General features: G+C 67.2%; 13 protein-coding genes and 2 pseudogenes. 12 read left to right on the plus strand and 3 right to left on the minus strand.

The window, feature by feature from the left end; translation table 11 throughout:
• Positions 1–8: 8 nt before the first annotated feature.
• From RZ1_RS07020 to RZ1_RS07040, 5 genes are all read left to right on the plus strand, one after another.
• The gene (locus tag RZ1_RS07020; RefSeq protein ID WP_072810440.1) at positions 9–791 is read left to right on the plus strand and encodes a LytR/AlgR family response regulator transcription factor; all 783 of its coding nucleotides are present in this window, start codon (positions 9–11) and stop codon (positions 789–791) included.
• On the plus strand, positions 788–1156 hold the full coding sequence (locus RZ1_RS07025) for a hypothetical protein (RefSeq protein ID WP_072810441.1): 369 nt from the start codon (positions 788–790) through the stop codon (positions 1154–1156). The genes RZ1_RS07020 and RZ1_RS07025 overlap by 4 nt, the downstream gene beginning before the upstream one ends.
• A gap of 6 nt (positions 1157–1162) precedes the next feature.
• On the plus strand, positions 1163–2989 hold the full coding sequence (locus tag RZ1_RS07030) for a sodium/solute symporter (RefSeq protein ID WP_072810443.1): 1827 nt from the start codon (positions 1163–1165) through the stop codon (positions 2987–2989).
• A gap of 191 nt (positions 2990–3180) precedes the next feature.
• Positions 3181–3471 carry a DUF485 domain-containing protein gene (locus RZ1_RS07035; protein WP_238071810.1) on the plus strand — a complete coding sequence of 97 codons (291 nt, stop codon included), beginning with the start codon at positions 3181–3183 and terminating at the stop codon, positions 3469–3471.
• On the plus strand, positions 3468–5105 hold the full coding sequence (locus tag RZ1_RS07040; RefSeq protein WP_072810444.1) for a monocarboxylic acid transporter: 1638 nt from the start codon (positions 3468–3470) through the stop codon (positions 5103–5105). Before RZ1_RS07035 ends, RZ1_RS07040 begins: the two co-directional genes overlap by 4 nt.
• Before the next feature lie 94 nt (positions 5106–5199).
• Here RZ1_RS07040 and RZ1_RS07045 read toward each other — a convergent pair whose 3' ends face one another.
• On the minus strand, positions 5200–6195 hold the full coding sequence (locus RZ1_RS07045) for a linear amide C-N hydrolase (protein WP_072810446.1): 996 nt from the start codon (positions 6193–6195) through the stop codon (positions 5200–5202).
• Between the two features lie 148 nt (positions 6196–6343).
• Positions 6344–6984: pseudogene (locus RZ1_RS29565) on the minus strand (SDR family NAD(P)-dependent oxidoreductase).
• 71 nt (positions 6985–7055) lie between these two features.
• Here RZ1_RS29565 and RZ1_RS07060 point away from each other — a divergent pair.
• Positions 7056–7556 (plus strand): annotated as a pseudogene (locus RZ1_RS07060) (TetR/AcrR family transcriptional regulator).
• Between the two features lie 254 nt (positions 7557–7810).
• Here the strand turns inward: RZ1_RS07060 and RZ1_RS07065 are convergent.
• Positions 7811–9178 (minus strand): NtaA/DmoA family FMN-dependent monooxygenase, encoded by a 1368-nt coding sequence (locus RZ1_RS07065; RefSeq protein WP_072810452.1) that lies wholly within the window; start codon positions 9176–9178, stop codon positions 7811–7813.
• A 359-nt stretch (positions 9179–9537) separates the two neighbouring features.
• Here RZ1_RS07065 and RZ1_RS07070 point away from each other — a divergent pair, with 359 nt between their 5' ends.
• The 6 genes from RZ1_RS07070 to RZ1_RS07095 all read left to right on the plus strand — a co-directional run bounded on the left by RZ1_RS07070 (position 9538) and on the right by RZ1_RS07095 (position 17238).
• The gene (locus tag RZ1_RS07070) at positions 9538–10644 is read left to right on the plus strand and encodes a rhodanese-like domain-containing protein (RefSeq protein ID WP_218020446.1); all 1107 of its coding nucleotides are present in this window, start codon (positions 9538–9540) and stop codon (positions 10642–10644) included.
• Positions 10645–10690: 46 nt separating this feature from the next.
• The gene (locus tag RZ1_RS07075) at positions 10691–11821 is read left to right on the plus strand and encodes an acyl-CoA dehydrogenase family protein (RefSeq protein WP_072810454.1); all 1131 of its coding nucleotides are present in this window, start codon (positions 10691–10693) and stop codon (positions 11819–11821) included.
• A 97-nt stretch (positions 11822–11918) separates the two neighbouring features.
• Positions 11919–13607, plus strand: coding sequence for an ABC transporter substrate-binding protein (locus RZ1_RS07080; protein WP_072810455.1), 1689 nt, complete (start codon positions 11919–11921; stop codon positions 13605–13607).
• A 69-nt stretch (positions 13608–13676) separates the two neighbouring features.
• Positions 13677–14627 carry an ABC transporter permease gene (locus RZ1_RS07085; RefSeq protein ID WP_072810457.1) on the plus strand — a complete coding sequence of 317 codons (951 nt, stop codon included), beginning with the start codon at positions 13677–13679 and terminating at the stop codon, positions 14625–14627.
• Positions 14624–15568, plus strand: a complete 945-nt coding sequence (locus RZ1_RS07090) for an ABC transporter permease (RefSeq protein WP_072810458.1) — start codon at positions 14624–14626, stop codon at positions 15566–15568. Before RZ1_RS07085 ends, RZ1_RS07090 begins: the two co-directional genes overlap by 4 nt.
• Positions 15565–17238: an ABC transporter ATP-binding protein gene (locus RZ1_RS07095; RefSeq protein WP_072810459.1), complete on the plus strand. Its 1674-nt coding sequence runs from the start codon at positions 15565–15567 to the stop codon at positions 17236–17238. The genes RZ1_RS07090 and RZ1_RS07095 overlap by 4 nt, the downstream gene beginning before the upstream one ends.
• Positions 17239–17526 lie beyond the last annotated feature (288 nt).

A 17526-nucleotide genomic window follows, 5' to 3' on the forward strand; every position in this document is an offset into this window, starting at 1 on the left:
ATTCCGTTGTGAACGACAATCCGGACACCCTCACCGTGCTGGCGGTCGACGACGAGCCGCCGGCCCTCGACGAGCTCGCCTACCTGCTGCGCCGACGGGACGAGATCGGCTCGGTCCACACTGCGGGCGACGCGACCACCGCGCTGCGGCTGCTGCGCGACGGCGGTATCGACGCGGTGTTCCTCGACATCAACATGCCCGGTCTCGACGGGCTCGAGCTGGCCGGGATCCTCCGCAATTTCGCGCAGCCGCCGTCGGTGGTGTTCGTGACCGCGCACGACGACCGGGCGGTCGCGGCGTTCGATCTGGGCGCGGTCGACTATCTGCTCAAGCCGTTGCGCGAGGAACGGCTCGCCGAGGCGGTGCGGCGGATCGCGGAACGACGCCGTGCCGGCGCCGACAACACCCCGGCACCGGCCGCGTCCGACGAGGTGATCCCCGTCGAACTGGGTGGGGTCACGACGTTGGTGCCACGTTCCTCGGTGCGGTGGGTCGAGGCCGACGGCGACTACGCACGCCTGCACACCGCGACCGGATCGCACCTGGTGCGCATCCCCATCTCGACGCTCGAGAGCCGCTGGGCGGACGCCGGGTTCCTCCGCGTGCACCGGTCGTTCCTGGTGGCGCTGCCGCTGGTGACGGGCATCCGCAGCGTCGGATCGGGTCTGGTGGTGTGCCTGCGGCCGGAGGGGGACCAGCAGGTGGTGGAGCTTCCGGTGAGCCGCCGGCACACCCGTGAACTCAAGGACCGGCTCATCCGCGGTCCCATGCAAACCTGGACGTCCCGATGAGCAGCGACGGCCCGCCGCCGCGGCAACGGGTGGTGCTCGCGCAGCGGCGCGGGGCCCGCATGGTCCGCACCCGCGTCGAGGTGCAGCAGCAGACCCAGATCGGCGACGCGATGGTGCGCGGCCTGGTCCGGGCGCAGCTCGGGCTCGCATTGCGGTTCGCGCTCGTCGCGGTGTGTGTGCTCGGTGCGCTGCCGGTGCTGTTCGCTGTGGTCCCCTCGCTCGCGGAGGTGACCGTGCTGGGGATGCGGCTGCCGTGGTTGCTGCTCGGCATCGTCGGCTATCCGGTGCTGCTGGGCATCGCGTGGCTCTACGTGCGCCTGGCCGAACGCAACGAGCAGGACTTCACCGATCTGACCGACGACTGAGCCGCGATGGATACCGGATCGATTCCCGTCCTCACTGTCATCGGTCTGATCGCCGCCGCGGCCGCGACCGTCGCGATCGGGATCTACGGTGTTCGCCTGGCGCGTACCACCTCCGACTTCCTCGTCGCATCGCGCACCGTGGGGCCGCGCTGGAATGCCGCCGCGATCGCCGGTGAATACCTCTCCGCGGCATCGTTTCTCGGCGTTGCGGGGCTCGTCGCGAAGTACGGGGCCGACGCCCTGTGGTATCCGGTGGGTTTCGCCGCGGGCTATCTGGGCCTGCTGCTGTTCGTCGCGGCACCGCTACGCCGATCCGGCGCCTACACGGTGCCGGATTTCGCCGAGTTCCGGCTCGGGGCGCGCTGGCTGCGCACGCTGGCGATGATCGTCGTCGCCGTCATCTGTGTGCTGTATCTGGTGCCGCAGTTCCAGGGTGCGGGACTGACGTTGAACATCCTGCTGGGGCTGCCCGAATGGGTGGGTGTGGCCGCGGTCGGGGCGATCGTCGTCGGCAACGTCGTCGGTGGTGGCATGCGGTCGATCACGTTCGTGCAGGCATTCCAGTACTGGCTCAAACTCACGGCGGTGGCGTTGCCGGCGCTGGTGCTCACCGTGTACTTTTTCGCCGACGACCGGGCCGTGTCCGAACCGGTGCCGCCGACCGTCACCGACCGCACCACCGTCGACATCACCACCGACGTGATCGTGCAGGTCGGTGAGCCGCTGCCGGTGACCGTCACCGGACACGTCGACGGCCGGCCGGTCTCGGGGCCCGTGCTGCTCGCGCCGGGTGAGCACGAGCTGTCGTCGGGCACCGAACTGGTGCTCGACGCCGGTTCACCCGTTCCGGTGGTGGCGGGTGCGCCCGCGGACAACGACTCGTGGGCGTCGCCCGGCAACGGATTCGGCGGCGACTACCCGATGTTCCAGGTGTATTCGCTCATCCTCGCGACGTTCCTCGGCACCATGGGCCTGCCGCACGTGCTCGTGCGGTTCTACACCAATCCCGACGGCCGCACCGCGCGGGTGACCTCGCTCGCCGTGATCGCCCTGGTCGGGGTGTTCTACCTGTTCCCGACATTGCTCGGTGTGTTCGCGCGACTGTACGTTCCGCAGCTGCTCATCACCGGGCGCTCGGACGCAGCGGTGCTGCTGCTGCCGGGATCGGTGCTGTCCGGGTGGGGCGGGCAGCTGCTCGCGGCGCTCGTCGCCTCCGGTGCGATCGCCGCATTCCTGTCCACGTCGTCGGGGCTGCTGGTCAGTGTCGCGGGCGTGCTGTCGACGGATGTGCTGCGCGGCCGGGTGCGGGATTTCCGGATTGCGGCGGTGCTCGCCGGAGTGGTGCCGCTGGCGTTGTCGCTGTCGGTGACCTCGCTGGACCTGTCGCGTTCGGTGGGGCTGGTGTTCGCGGTGGCGGCGTCGACGCTGTGCCCCCTGCTGGTCCTGGGCATCTGGTGGCGGGGGCTGACCGCAGCCGGGGCCGCCGCGGGCATGGTGCTCGGGGGGCTGGTGTCCGGGATCGCGGCGATGGTGGTGGTGCTCGCCCCCGTCGATCCGGAACGCGGCGCGGGCTGGCTCGAGGTGCTCGTCGGCTACCCGGCCGCGGTGAGCGTGCCGCTGGCTTTCCTGACGATGGTGCTGGTCAGCCTCGTCACGCGCCGTTCGGTTCCCGCGGACGTGGGCCGCACCTTCTCGCGCATGCACGTCCCGGAACGGCTCGGTATGGGCCGTGACCGTGAGATCGGTGCGTTCGACGCGGGCGCGTTCGGTGCGGGCGAGTCGGGTTCGGGCGCACCCGGTTCAGCGGATCGGCGGCACCGCTCGTCGCGGTGAGCCGACCGCTCGGCGCATCGCACGACAGCTCGGCGTGCGATGCGCCCGCACTCCTTATGCATGTGACCGTCGTCTCACTACCGTCTGTGATCATCACAACTCACACGACCGAGGAGTCGGCAGTGACCACAGTCAAGAGTGGGAGCCAAGCGCCGGTGCGCCGCGAACCCACACCCCAGGACTTCGTCGAGATGCAGGCGAGTCCGGAATTCCAGGAACTGCGTAGCCGCCTGCGGCGGTTCGTGTTCCCGGTGACAGTGTTCTTCCTCGCCTGGTACGGCGTATACGTGCTGCTCGCGACGTACGCCGCCGACTTCATGGCGACGAAGGTGATCGGCAACATCAATCTCGGATTGATCCTGGGCTTCGGTCAGTTCGTGACGACGTTCGTGATCACCGCCGTGTACGTGAAATTCGCCGGACGTGAGCTCGATCCCCGGGCCGCCGCGATCCGTGAAGAGCTGGAAGGACCGGCACAGTGACCGTTCTCGCGCAGAGTGGGTCGGCCGATGTCGGCAACCCGCTGATCAACATCGCGATCTTCGTCGCGTTCGTCGTCGTCACCATGGGACTGGTCATCAAGGCCAGCCGCACCACCAAGAAGGCCTCCGACTTCTACACCGGCGGCGGCCAGTTCTCCGGCCCGCAGAACGGTTTCGCGATCGCCGGTGACTACCTGTCGGCCGCGTCCTTCCTCGGCATCGCCGGTGCCATCGCCGTCTACGGCTACGACGGCTTCCTGTACTCCATCGGCTTCCTCGTTGCGTGGCTCGTCGCGCTGCTGCTCGTCGCCGAACTGCTGCGCAACACCGGGCGGTTCACGATGGCCGACGTGCTGAGCTTCCGTCTCAAGCAGCGTCCCGTACGCATGGCGGCGGCGCTGTCCACCCTCGCGGTGTCGCTGTTCTACCTGCTCGCCCAGATGGCCGGTGCCGGCGGCCTGGTTGCCCTGCTGCTCGATATTCACGACAAGGCCGGTCAGGCGATCGTCGTCGCGGTCGTCGGGGTGCTCATGATCGTGTACGTGCTCATCGGTGGCATGAAGGGCACCACCTATGTGCAGATGGTCAAGGCCGTGCTGCTCATTGCGGGCGCCGGGATCATGTTCGTCCTCGTGCTCTTGGCGGTCCGCGGCAACTTCTCCCAGTTGCTGGCCGACGCGCAGGCCATGGCATCGAGCTCGACGGATGCGGCCGTCGCCGGCCGCGACATCCTCGCCCCGGGTGCCAAGTACGGCATCAGCGACATGACCCGCATCGACTTCGTCTCGCTCGGTATCGCCCTGGTCCTCGGCACCGCCGGCCTGCCGCACGTGCTCATGCGCTTCTACACGGTGCCGACCGCGAAGGAAGCTCGCCGCTCGGTGACCTGGGCGATCGGCCTCATCGGCGCGTTCTACCTGTTCACCCTGGTCCTCGGCTACGGCGCGGCGAAGCTGGTCGGTCCCGACGTCATCCTGAGCGCCCCCGGCAAGGAGAACGCGGCGGCTCCGCTGCTGGCCTTCGAACTCGGCGGAACCCTGTTCCTGGCGATCATCTCCGCGGTCGCGTTCGCGACGATCCTCGCGGTCGTCGCGGGCCTGGCGATCACCGCGTCGGCGTCCTTCGCCCACGACATCTACGCCAGTGTCATCAAGCGCGGTAACGCAACCGAGGACGAGCAGGTGCGGGTCTCGCGCATCACCGTCGTCGTCATCGGCCTGGTGTCGATCGTGCTGGGCATCCTGGCCATGGGCCAGAACATCGCCTTCCTGGTTGCGCTGGCCTTCGCGGTCGCTGCCTCGGCGAACCTGCCGACGCTGCTGTACTCGCTGTTCTGGAAGAAGTTCAACACCACCGGCGCACTGTTCAGCATCTACGGCGGCCTGATCAGCTGTCTGCTTCTGATCGTGTTCTCCCCGGCGGTGTCCGGCAAGCCCTCGTCGATGTTCCCGACCGCCGACTTCGCACTGTTCCCGCTGTCCAACCCGGGCATCGTGTCCATCCCGCTGGCGTTCGTTCTCGGCATCGTCGGCACCTACGTCGGTCGCCGCAAGACGGAGGACCCGTTCAAGCAGGCCGAGATGGAGGTCCGCTCGCTCACCGGTGTCGGTGTCGAGAAGGCGGTTGCACACTAGGAAAGCCGTCGCCATCAGGAGAACCCTGTCGGCGAACCGTTCGGTGCCGCGCTCCCCACCCGGGAGCGCGGCACCATCGCTTTGAGGTTCTCTGCTACTGCGCGGCCGGAAGTTCGAGGAACTGTAACGGGGCGGTTTCGACGAACCGGTCCGTGACATTGCCGCCGAGCCCACCCTCGAGTGCCGTATCCCCGAGCAGATCGAGCTTGCGCGCGGACGCACCCTCGCTGAAATCCAGCTCGGAGAGATTGACCCACAGGACGTTCGGGCGCGTCGTCGACGCGAAGACGTAACGCTTGTTCGTCAGGTCACCCACGGTCTGCCAGATCGTCTGTGACGCATTGGGCTTGTCCGGATCCGGGATCCGGAACGGCTGGGCCGCATTGCGGATGACACTGAACATCCCGGCGATGGCTTCGACCTGGCTCTTCGGTTCGGGGAGCCGGCCCACGTAGTACGCGGCGCGGGCAAACCGGTCGGCAGCCACCGTGGTGCCGGGCAGCGGCTTCTCCCCACCGAACGCGTCGACCTCACGGAGCAGTTCGAGCTGCTTGTCGTAGGTCGGCGAATTCGTCATCACGTGGTAGCTGCGGTCGTGCCAGACGGTCACCTTGCCGTCGACGTATTCGATGATCGCCGAGTCGCCCGTCGCATCGTCCAGCGCGAGGTGCACCGCAGGCACCTCGCCGGTGGTCGGGTCACCGAGTGGAACGACCTGCACGCCGGTCTGTTCGATCCACGCAGCCGCTTCGGCGACCGTGGCGAAGTTGTCCAGGAAGTACTGCAGCCACACGGCCATGCTCAGCGCCGGCCGGGACGGGTCGTGGGTTCCGTAGTCCGACTCTGCGAGCCAGAGAATGTGCCCCGACAGTCCGGCCTCGTTCATGCCGTCGACGGTCATCATGTCGAAGGCCCCGGCGACGACGCTGCCGAACTTCGAGGTCCAGCTCAGCGACCCGCCGACGCCGTCGCGTCGGTCGATTCCGCGCGGCAGGGACCACAGATTCGTCCCCGTGTCGCGGTGATAATCCATATTGCGTCCGACGAGTACCGATCCCGCCGCATCCGGCCAAATGACCCTGGTGCACATGTTTTCTCTCTTCCCCGCTCGCCGGGCGAATGCGTGTTCGATTTGTTGAGAATATCGAGGGCGCAACCGACTTTGGCACAATCGGCGACGGAACGAGCAAGTTGGCGCGGATCGCTCCAATTTCGCCACGAATCGCCACGGCGGTTCCTCACGGTGAATCGCGCCGCCGACCCCGCGACGGCGGCGCAGGGTCCTGCAGGTACCAGCCGCCGTTGACACCGACGGTCCGGCCGGTGCTGAAGCCTGTGTTGTCCGAGCACAGGAAGGCGCACGTCGCGGCCACGTCGTCGGGAGTTCCGTTGCGCCGCACCGGAGTCATTCCCGCCAGCAGATCCGGGTCGATGTTGCCCTCGGCGGCGCCGTTGCGCGCCATCGGGGTGTCGATGATCGATCCGGCGCACCGGATCGGGCACTGGACGACGAGATCGTGATGATACGACCCCAGTCCGACGTCACCATATCCGGAATAGCGGCCTGGATCGAGTGGAACGTTCCGGTGAGATTGACCGCAATGATTTTCTCCCACGCATCCGCGGTGATCTGCGCGAAGGGCGCGCTGAATTCGATTCCCGCGCTGGTGACCATGATCGAGATCGGCCCCAGTGTGGATCGGACGGTGTACCGACGGCCAGCCCGATCCCCGACGCGCCTCCGGTGGCGACGGCGACGTGGCCGGCCGTGACCTCTGCGTTGTTCCGATTCATGGCGGCCACCCTCCTGGTGCTGAGCATGTGCCCAGCAATGCTGAGCACTCGAATAGCATGTCGTCGGGGACGTGTTCAAGGTCATATTCGGGCCGAGCGATAGGATGTTCGGGCATCATCGGCTGCCCGTTCGAACTGTGGAGGTGGACAGCGCGCATGCCCTCGCCGCGCAGAATCGGGGCTCCCGACGCGAAGAATCGGACGGTCCTGTTGGACGCGGCCGAAAAGGTGATGCTCGAGCACGGCTAAGCGGCCGTCTCGTCCCGCCGCCTCGCCGAGCAGGCCGGCCTCGAGCCGCAGCTGGTGCACTACTACTTCGTGAACATGGACGAGCTGCTCGAGGAGGTCTTCCGACGCCGCGCCGAGCAGGGTCTCGAGATCCAGGCGAAGGCGCTGGCATCACCTCAGCCGCTGTGGGCGCTGTGGCGGTTCAGCAGTGACCCGTCGGGAGTCGCGATCGGGGTCCTGCTCGATCGGTACGGCATTGCGCACGAGGATTTTCCGCCCGTCGTCGCCTCGGTTCTCACGACCAGCCTGTCCCGCGTCGTCGTGATGGAGGAGACGCTCGGTTTCACCCTCGGTCACGCCGAAACCATCGAGCGGGTGGAGCGATGGCTCGTCGCGGTCGAGGGGGAGTGGGGCCGGCCGAGGGTGTAGAAAGCTCCGGACCCAGGCACTCGACCGACGCCCGGCTCCGGCGGCATCAGGTCCGGCGGGCGCGCTGGTGAGGACATCGCCGCCGGTCCTCCACGAACTACGCGTGCACCCGAATGGTATGCGGCAGAATGCATCCCGCCCTCCGCGATGCGCTCGAACACCGTCCGGTATTCGGCGGGGACTCCGTCGTCGGAAGGGCCTCGTCGGCGGAAGGTTCGGCTTCCTGGGCTATGGGTGCAGGGCGAGATCGGCGGTCATCCCAGTTCCTCGACGGAACGAGTAATACGCGGATCGGGCAGGCCGAAACGGCCACGGATGGTCGGTGAGTCGTACTCGGTCGGGAACACGCCCTCGGCCTGCAGAATCGGTACCACCTGCTGCACAAACCGCTCCAGATCCTCGTGCAGGATCGGGAAGTGGGCGTTGTATCCGGACACGGCGCCGTCCGCCCACCAGTCGATGAGGGCGTCGGCGACCTCCTTCGGTGTGCCGATGACCTGGCGGTGTCCGCCGACCTCGCCGACCCGGCGCACGATCTGCCGGGTGGTGGGCTCCTCGAGCCGTACCAGATCCTGCAAGGCCTTGCTGAAACCGATCGGCCGTGCCTGATCGTCTTGTGGGGCGAACCACTCTGCTTTCAAAGGCTTGTCGACGTCGATCGAGCGCGGCAGAGCCGGGTTCAGTGCGCGCTGCTCCGTCAGGAACCGGGCGATCAGTTCTTCTTCGCCGGAGACACCGTTGGTGACTTCGTGTCGACGCAGCGCCTCCTCGCGGGTGTCGCCGATGCACACGTTGACACCCGGGAACAGCCGGATGCTGTCGGCGGGGCGTCCGTGCGCGCGGGCGGCAGCGTCGAGTGTGGCCGCGTAGTCGAGCGCGGCCTGCTTGCTCAGCAGCGCCGCGTACACGATCTCTGCATGCTTGCCCGCGAAGTCGATGCCTTGCGCGGAGGCCCCGGCCTGCGAGATCACCGGATACCCCTGTGGGCCGACCGGGACGTTGAGTGGTCCACGGACGTCGAAGAACTCACCGTGGTGGTCGATGACGCGGGCGGTGGTCTCGTCCCACAGCGGACCGGTCGGTTCCGGTCCGTCCGGGGCGTCCCACGACAGCCACAGTTTCTTGACCACCTCGAGGAATTCATCGGCCTTGCGGTAACGGTCCTCCCGGTCGAGCAGGCCGTCCGCGGTGAAGTTGGCGGCGATGTCGGGATTGAAGCCGGCGACGGCGTTGAAGATCACCCGACCGCCCGAGATGGTGTCGAGGCTTGCGAGTCGACGGGCCAGATTGTATGGGGAGTTGTAGCTCGTCGACGCGGTCAGCACGAACCCGATGTCCGGCACCGCCCCCGCGATCGCGGAGAACAGGGTGATCGGGTCGAAGAGATGCCCCGGGCCGCGGGAGGAATCACGTTGCAGTGCTGGATGATCCGAGACGAACACCGCATCGAGGATCCCCGATCTGGCGATCTCCGCCGAGCGTCGATAGTGCTCCCAGTCCGCGAAACGGTTCCACTTGGTACCGGGCCAGTTCCACGCCCTGGCCGAAGCCCCCGCCCCGACGATGGACGCGGCGAGCGTGAGCCTCCGCTGGGGTTGTGGCGGTCTCGCGGCGGTGCTCATGCGGATGCTCCGTTCGGTGGAAGGAAATCGGCGCGCGGACGGCTAATGGGATCCTGCGGCCGTACCGCCAATTGAGCACCGATCGACGCAGGCGCGTCAATGGTTAGGAATCGCCCTGATTCTTAACGCCGGCGCGAACATCCGTGGTGCGCTGCGGGACTCGGCCCGGCGCCCGCCGGACGTTAGAACCAGCGTGGTTCATTTCCCCGCGACCGGCGTCTCCGCAGTTCAGGGCTGTGCGCGCGGAGCGCCGGATCTTCTCGTCCCCGGCAGGGCCCAGCGCCCGTGATTACCCTGTGACGACCGGCCGTCGCGCCGCATCCGATCCGATCCCCTACCCGTGAAAGTGGACGACACACGTGAGCACTTCTTCGACCGAAAAGACCGGCACCGCGGAGAGAGTCATCGACGCCGACACCTTCCGGGAGTGGCTCGCCGACGGAGCGGAATTGGCCGTCATCGACATCCGTCCGAGCGAGGAGGTCGGCTACGCGTCGCCGCTGTTCGCCACCAACCTTCCTGCGGACCGGATCGAGGCCGAAATCGACCGGTACGTTCCCCGGGCGGTGGTCCGGACCGTCCTCGTCGACGGTGGTGACGGGGTGGCGCAGTCCGTCGTGGCCCGGCTCGCCGACGTCGGCCGCCGCGACATCCACGTGCTCGCCGGCGGTATCCCGGAGTGGATCCGCAACGGCGCCGACGACCTGCCCACCTTCGACGTCCCGGGCAAGGACTTCTCACTCGGCATCCGCGACGAGCGCGGGACGCCGGTGGTGACCGCCGCGGAGCTCAGATCTCTCCAGGACCAGAGCGCGGACGTCGTCGTCATCGACACCCGCACAGTCTCCGAGTTCACCGCAGGCCACGTCCCAGGCGCTGTCAGCGTCCCGGGTGCGGAGTTGCTGCTGAGGTTCGCGGACGTTGTCCCGTCGCCCGACACCCATGTCGTCGTCTCCTGCGCCGGGCTGCCCCGCGCGATCATCGGCGCCCAGACGCTGATCGACTCGGGCGTCCCGAACAGGGTGTCCTACCTGCACAACGGCACCCGGGCCTGGAAGGAGGAGAACCTCGAGCTCGAGACCGGAGCTACCGCCGTTTACGGACCGGTCGGCGACGCCGCCCGGGAGGTCGCCGCGCAGCGCGTCGAGGCCATCGCCGCCGACGACGAATTCCCGCGAATCGACGTCGAGACCGCGCAGGCCTGGGCGGCCGATCCGGACCGCACCACCTATCTGCTCGATGTGCGCACTCCGGAGGAGTTCGAGCAGGCTCACCTCCCTGGATCGATCACTTCCGAGGGCGGGCAGCTGCTCGGCGTCTCCTACCGCACGATCGCGGTCCGCGGGGCGCGTGTCGTCCTGATCGACGACCTCACCGGAGCGCGCGCCGCGGTCGTCGCCCACTGGTTGCAACGACGCGGCTTCGACATCGCCGTCCTCCTGCACGATTTCGACGCCGCAGTCTGAGCACGCGGCCTCCGCCCATCCACGCCTTCCGGGAGCAGAGCACACCATGACCCTCACCTTCGATACCCCGATCGACACGAGCAGTGCAGATCGGGTCGATGCCGCCGACGAGCTGCTCCTGGTGGCGCGGACGCGGACGTTCGCCTACGAGACGCTCAAACCCCTTGCCCTGCTCACCGATACCGAGGGCGTGACCACCGAGACGGTCGAGGGACTGCGCAGGATCGGGTTGCTCAACCATCTCGCCCCCGCTCGCTTCGGCGGTGGCGAATTGGACAAGGCCGCCGAGCGTCGCGTTCACGAGCATCTCGCCTACGGCGACTTCAACACCTGGCTGGCGTGGGCTCAGCACACGGGGTTGCTCGAGCATTTCTCCACCCTGGCCAGGAGCGGCAAGCCGATCGGTGACCTCGGTGAACGGATCCTGCGTGGGGAGATCCTCAGCGGCACAGCGATCAGCGACGCTCGGCACTACCCGGAGCGGTATGTCCGCGCTACTCCGGTGGACGGCGGGTGGACGATCGACGGCACGGTGTCGTGGGTGAGCGGCTGGGGCGTCAACGCCGTGCTGTCGGTTGCCGCGATCGATCCGGCCACCGAGACGCAGTTGCTCGCCCTGATCGACGTCGCCGACGAACGTTTGAGCGCCGAGCCGCTTCCTCTCGCCGCCGCGAGCGGAAGTCGCACGTGGCGGATCACCTTCGATGGTGTTCTCGTCTCCGAGTCCGACATCGTCAAGCGCACACCACGATCCGAATGGGATGTCCGCGACCGGAAGATCGTCAGCGACGTGCGGCCGCAGGTGTTCGGTGTGGCACGTGCGATCCTCGACGAGTTGCGCGACGCCGACACCGATGCCACACACGCCGTGGTGCAGGCATGGGCGCCACCGTTCGCTCGCTACCGGGCGCTGGCGTACGACCTGGCCGATCGAGCAGAGTCGGATCCTCGTGGCCCACAGTACTTCCCGGAGAGGCTTGCACTCAAGGTCGAGACGCTGCGGTCGCTCCACAAGATCTCCCGTGCGCTGCTGATCTCGCGTGCAGGCACGGGAATTCTCGGGACGGACACCGCCCAGCTGCACGCCCGGTCGGTACTCTTCCTTCAAGTTCAGAGTCAGAACCAGCGTTCCCGCACGGCGCAACTCGCCGACATCGCGGAGTCGGCGCCGTTCTGAGAAGGGTTTCCGTACGGCTGCTTCTCTCCGGTCGGATTCTCGTCATCACGGTTTAATATCCTGACTTGGCAACAACTTTCACCATAGATTCTTGTTCATGGAAACAACAGATCACGCCCCACGATCGGCGGGCTTGCGCCGGCGGCGTTTTCGAGGCGTGTTCGGCGCTCTCGCACTGACCGGCGTCCTTGCCGTCACCGCATGCAGCGGCAGCATCGACGCGGCCGGCTCCAACGGAGGCGGCGAGCCGCAGTCCGGCGGAACCCTGCGGATCGCTCTCCTCAGTTCTCCCGAGTCTCTGGACCCGCACCTGAACACCTCCTTCGCGGCCAGCAATTACGGCAACAGCGTCTTCGACAAACTCACCTGGCAGGACCCGGAGACCGGCGAGATCGGTCCCTGGCTCGCCACCTCGTGGGAGGTCGACGACACCAACACCGAGTTCACGTTCACCCTCCGCGACGACGTCACCTTCAGCGACGGCACCCCGTTCAACGCGGACATCGTGAAGAGGAACTTCGACCAGTACGTCTTCGGCGATCCGGCGCTGGGTGTCAAGCCCAACGGCGCCACCCATCTGCGCTCGTATCGGGGGAGCGAGGTCGTCAGCGACCACGTCGTCAAGATCGTCTTCGATGCCCCGTCCGCGAGCTTTCTGCAGTTCATCTCCTACTCGGGCAACAACCAGCCCGGCATCATCGGCCAGAAGACCCTCTCGTCGAACGCCGAGCAGCGCCTCGACCCTGCGAACATCGTCGGTACCGGCCCGTTCGTCGTCACCGAATACGTCCCCCGGGAGCGCACGGTACTCACCAAACGCCTCGACTATCACTGGGCCGCTCCGGGTCTGAACCACGAGGGCCCCGCCTACCTCGACAAGGTCGAATTCGTCACCATTCCCGAGGCGAGCGTCCGCACCGGTGCGCTCCAGTCGGGCGAGGTGCAGGCCGCGTTCGACATCCTGCCCACCGACGAGGCGGTCCTCGAGGCGCAAGGCTACGACATCACCTCGCGGACCATCGCCGGGCTCAACCTCGGCTGGAATATCAACACCAGCCTCGAGCCCACCAACGACATCAACGTCCGCCGCGCGATCGTGCGGGCCACCAACCGGCCCGGTTTCAAGGACACCATCCTCGCCCCGTCCGAGGGTCAGGCGAAGTCCGTACTTGCCCATCATATCCAGGGTGCGATCGACTACACCGACGACGTGTTGGGATACGACCTCGACGAGTCCAGGCGTCTGCTCGACGAAGCCGGGTGGAAGGTCGGTGCCGACGGCATCCGGGAGAAGGACGGAAAGAATCTCACGCTCAAAGCCACCGGGCACTACCTGGTTCCGAACAGCCGCTACACGTACGAGTCGATCCAGGCTTCACTCAAGGAGATCGGCGTCGACCTCGACTTCCAGTTCGATGCCAGCAACATCCCGACCGACCAGATCAACAAGGAATACCACCTGATCAACACCAACCGCAGCCGCAACGACCCAGCGATCCTGAACGTCAACTTCAACCCGGACCGGGGCAACTCGGCCCGCATCTCCGCGGACTTCCCCGGCCGGCAGGAGATCGTCGACACCCTCGAAGCGCTCGAGTCCACCCTCGACCCGACGCAGCGGGCCGTGCTGACCGAACGGGCCCAGGAACTGGTCCTCGATGAGTACGTCCTGTTCGACCCGGTGTTCGAGCCGTCGCAGGTGGCCGCGTCCAAGGGCGTATACGGCCTCGACCTCGACGCCACCAGCCGACTGCACTTCCTCCGCACCTGGATCGACCAGGGCTGATCGTCCACCCCGGGCCGATTCCACAGGATCGGCTCGGGGTGCGTGCTGCCGCACTCGAAAAGGATCCCGATGACACGCTATGTCCTCCTGAAACTGGGGCGAGGCCTGGTGGTGGTGTGGGGCGCGTTCACCGCGTCCTTCGTCCTGCTGTACCTGCTGCCCGCCAGTCCCATCGAACTGCTCTTCAATCCCGAAGAGCGTAACGACATCTCACCCGAGGCGTACGCCCAGATCGAGCAGCAGTACGGTTTCGACCGGCCGGTGTTCGTTCAGTACCTCGACCGGCTCTGGGCCGCACTGCATCTCGACTTCGGGGCCTCGGTCCAGAACGGCAAGCCGGTGGCTACCGCGATCGCCGAGGCGCTACCGAAGACCATCGTGCTTGCGGTGGCGGCGCTGATCCTCGCGGCATTGATCGCACTCGCTGTCGCGTGGGTCGCGACCTACCTCGAATCCCCGTGGCTGCGGAACGTCATCGCCGGCTTGCCGCCGCTGCTGGTGTCGTTCCCGAGCTTTCTGCTCGGCCTCATCATCATCCGTGTCTTCTCCTTCCAGCTCGGGTGGTTCCCGCCGATCAGCCGCGACGGTCTGCACGGAGTGGTGCTGCCCGCCTTCGCGCTGGCGATCCCCGTCGCCGGCCCCATCGCGCAGCTGCTGCTGCGCAACTTCACCACCGAGTACGGCTCGCCGTATGTCCTGACGTCCTTCAGCAAGGGTCTGCGCAAGGCGAGGGTGCTCAACGGCGACGTCCTGCGCAACGCCAGCCTGCCCGCGCTCACCCAGGGCGGCATCATCGTCGGTGAACTGCTGGCCGGCGCCGTGATCACCGAGACGATCTTCTCCCGCAACGGAATCGGCCGTCTCACCGAACAGGCGGTCCGCGCCCAGGACGTTCCCGTCGTCCAGGGCGTCGTCATGTTCGTCGCCCTCGCGTTCGTGACGGTCAATTTCGTCGTCGACGTCGCGTATCCCCTCATCGACCCTCGACTCAAAGCCGCCCGCGAAGGGGTAACCGTATGACGATCGACAGCGACCGCACGCTCGTCGCCGAACCGGTCCCGACCGCCGTTCCGGAGCGGGCCGCGACACCAGCTGCCCTGCCCCCACCGCTCCCCAACCCGGACACACCGCCACGTCGGCGCTTCGGCGCACTGACCCCGATCCTGTCGCGTCCGGGTCTCACGGTGGCGGTGCTCGTCGTCGTCCTCGCCGTCGCATGGTGCGTCGCGCCGGGCTTGTTCACCTGGAAGGACCCGTACCTTCCGGATTCCACCGCGATCCTCGTCGGCCCCAGCGCCGACCACCCCTTCGGCACCGACCGGCTGGGTCGCGACATCTACTCGCGCACCGTGCACGGTGCTGTGATCACCCTCAGCGCCACCCTCCTCGCCGTCGCGATCGCCTTCGTCATCGGTACCGTCCTCGGAGCGATCGCGGGATTCGTCGGAGGCACCGTCGAACTCGTCATCATGCGCGTCGTCGACGTGTTGCTGTCCGTCCCCGGTCTGCTGCTCACCATGGTCGTGGTCTCGGCGCTCGGATACGGCACGCTGAACGTCGCCATCGCCGTCGGTGTCTCCGCGGTCGCCAACTTCGCGCGGGTGATGCGCGCCGAAGTGCTGCGCGTCGTGCAGGCCGATTACGTCGAAGCCGCCGCGAGCATCGGCACACCCCGGATGAGCATCCTCACCCGCCACGTCCTGCCGAACTCCCTCAGCTCGGTCGTGTCTCTGATCCCGCTGCAGTTCGGCGCGTCGATCCTGGCGATCGCGGCCCTCGGATTCCTCGGATTCGGCGCTCCGCCACCGGAACCGGAATGGGGCCTGTTGGTTTCCGAGGGCCGGGACCTGCTGGCGATCGCCCCGTGGATCTCGCTGCTGCCCGGATTCGTCATCCTGGCGGTCGTACTGTCCAGCAACCGAATCAGCCGTGAACTGCAGAACGACGGAGACGCGCGATGACCCTGTTGTCCTTCGAGGACGTCGAGATCTGGTACGTCGGGCGGGGAACGTCCCCGACCAAGGCTGTCTCCGGTATCAGCCTCGACGTCCGGCCCGGAGAACTGGTCGCCATCGTCGGAGAGTCCGGATCGGGAAAGTCCACCCTCATCCTGTCGGCGATCGGTCTGCTTCCCCGCAGCAGCCGCGTCGAGGGGCGAATCCTACTCTTCGGCAACGATGTTGCGGGTTGGAGTCCGAACAAGTTTGCTCGCTACCGGGGCAGCTACGTCGGTTTCGTCCCCCAGGACCCGGGTGTCTCGCTCAACCCGGTCAAGCAGATCGGGAAGCAGCTCGAGGACGCGCTGAGCAACCGGACCGGGAAGAACCGGCTGCTGCCGTTCAGCGTGTCGGCGCAGCGGCACACTCTGAAATCGCAGGCGCTGAAGTTCCTCGAACTTGCCGGGCTCGCCGACCCCGGCCGCATCTACGCCAAGTATCCGCATGAGCTGTCGGGCGGCATGAAGCAGCGAGTGCTCATCGCGATCGCCCTGTCCGGCGAGCCAAAACTCCTCATCGCCGACGAGCCGACCAGCGCCCTGGACGTGACCGTCCAGAAACAGATCCTCGATCACCTCGACCGGCTCCGCACCGAGCTGGGTATCGGAATCCTCCTGGTCACACACGATCTCGGTGTCGCACTCGAGCGCGCTGACCGCGTCGTTGTGATGCGCGGCGGTGCCGTTGTCGAGGATGGCCGCAGCGCCGAGCTCCTGCACCACGCGGCCGACCCGTACACGCGGCGACTCCTCGACTCTGCGCCCGGCCTGCATACCGGAGGACTGACCCCGAGGCCGATCCGCCTCGGTCCCCTCGCCGCGCACACCACCGCCGACAGGCCGGGCATACGCAGCTCGGCCCAGTACGCGATCGACGTCAAGGGAGTTTCGAAGACGTTCCACGCCGCGCACAGCAGTACGGAACCCGTGGTCGCGGCCGCCGACGTCTCGTTCCGTGTCGCGACCGGCACCACCCACTCCCTCGTCGGCGAGTCCGGGGCCGGCAAGTCCACGATCGCGCGAATCGTCGCGGGACTGCGCACCCCCGACGCCGGCGAGGTCACCCTACTCGGCAACACCGGCAGCTGGAGCCGCAGGGAACTGAGCCGGCGGCTGCAGTTCGTGTATCAGAACCCGTACTCCTCGCTGAACCCGCGGCTGTCCGTCGCGGACCTGATCACCGAACCGCTGCGCGTGCACCGCAAAGAAGTCGACCGCACGCAGCGTCGCGCGATCGCCGAGGAGCTGCTGGACGGGGTCCGGTTGGACCGCAAGTACGCCGCGCGGCGGGCGGGGGAGCTCTCCGGTGGGCAGGCGCAGCGGGTCGCGATAGCCCGCGCCCTCGCCCTGAGCCCGGAGATCGTCATCCTCGACGAGGCGGTCTCCGCTCTCGATGTGTCCGTGCAGGCGGAGATCCTGCAACTGCTCGTGGACCTGCAGGCGGCGTACTCGTTGACCTACCTGTTCATCACCCACGATCTCGGGGTGGTGCGGCTCATCGCGGACACCGTGACCGTGATGCGGCACGGAACCGTCGTCGTATCTGGTTCTGCGGCACAGATTCTCGACGATCCCACGGATGAGTACACGCGGCGGCTCGTCGACTCCGTACCGGGCAGCCATCTGTTCCTCTGACGGAGTACCAGGGAATGTCTCCCGATCCGGGGGCATTCCCCTTGCGCTCTCGGAAGAGCCCGCCGGTCGTGGGTCCCCTTCCGGTGAGGAGAACGTCCCCGCCTTCGCAAGCGTCCAGTCTCGCGTGTTGTGGCTGGGGACAGTGGGCGCATTACGCCGGTGTCGGTCGAAACCCCGCGCACGGTCGGTGGCCGAACCGCCGGCCACGTCGAAGAGCAACGTCGCGGCCTCGAGGGTCTGTTCGAGCTTCGGTGCCTGGGTCTGGGCGAGGGTGATCGACTCGGCTCG

Origin of the sequence: Rhodococcus zopfii NBRC 100606 = JCM 9919 (assembly GCF_001895025.1) — a bacterium.
Taxonomy (GTDB): Bacteria; Actinomycetota; Actinomycetes; order Mycobacteriales; family Mycobacteriaceae; genus Rhodococcus; species Rhodococcus zopfii.

Bases quoted from the DNA above. Each gene is read 5' to 3' on its own strand.
- RZ1_RS07090 (WP_072810458.1), top strand. From the start codon at position 14,624: ATGACGATCGACAGCGACCGCACGCTCGTCGCCGAACCGGTCCCGACC.
- RZ1_RS07030 (WP_072810443.1), top strand. From the start codon at position 1,163: ATGGATACCGGATCGATTCCCGTCCTCACTGTCATCGGTCTGATCGCC.
- RZ1_RS07075 (WP_072810454.1), top strand. From the start codon at position 10,691: ATGACCCTCACCTTCGATACCCCGATCGACACGAGCAGTGCAGATCGG.
- RZ1_RS07085 (WP_072810457.1), top strand. From the start codon at position 13,677: ATGACACGCTATGTCCTCCTGAAACTGGGGCGAGGCCTGGTGGTGGTG.
- RZ1_RS07080 (WP_072810455.1), top strand. From the start codon at position 11,919: ATGGAAACAACAGATCACGCCCCACGATCGGCGGGCTTGCGCCGGCGG.
- RZ1_RS07025 (WP_072810441.1), top strand. From the start codon at position 788: ATGAGCAGCGACGGCCCGCCGCCGCGGCAACGGGTGGTGCTCGCGCAG.
- RZ1_RS07095 (WP_072810459.1), top strand. From the start codon at position 15,565: ATGACCCTGTTGTCCTTCGAGGACGTCGAGATCTGGTACGTCGGGCGG.
- RZ1_RS07045 (WP_072810446.1), bottom strand. From the start codon at position 6,195: ATGTGCACCAGGGTCATTTGGCCGGATGCGGCGGGATCGGTACTCGTC.
- RZ1_RS07065 (WP_072810452.1), bottom strand. From the start codon at position 9,178: ATGAGCACCGCCGCGAGACCGCCACAACCCCAGCGGAGGCTCACGCTC.
- RZ1_RS07035 (WP_238071810.1), top strand. From the start codon at position 3,181: ATGCAGGCGAGTCCGGAATTCCAGGAACTGCGTAGCCGCCTGCGGCGG.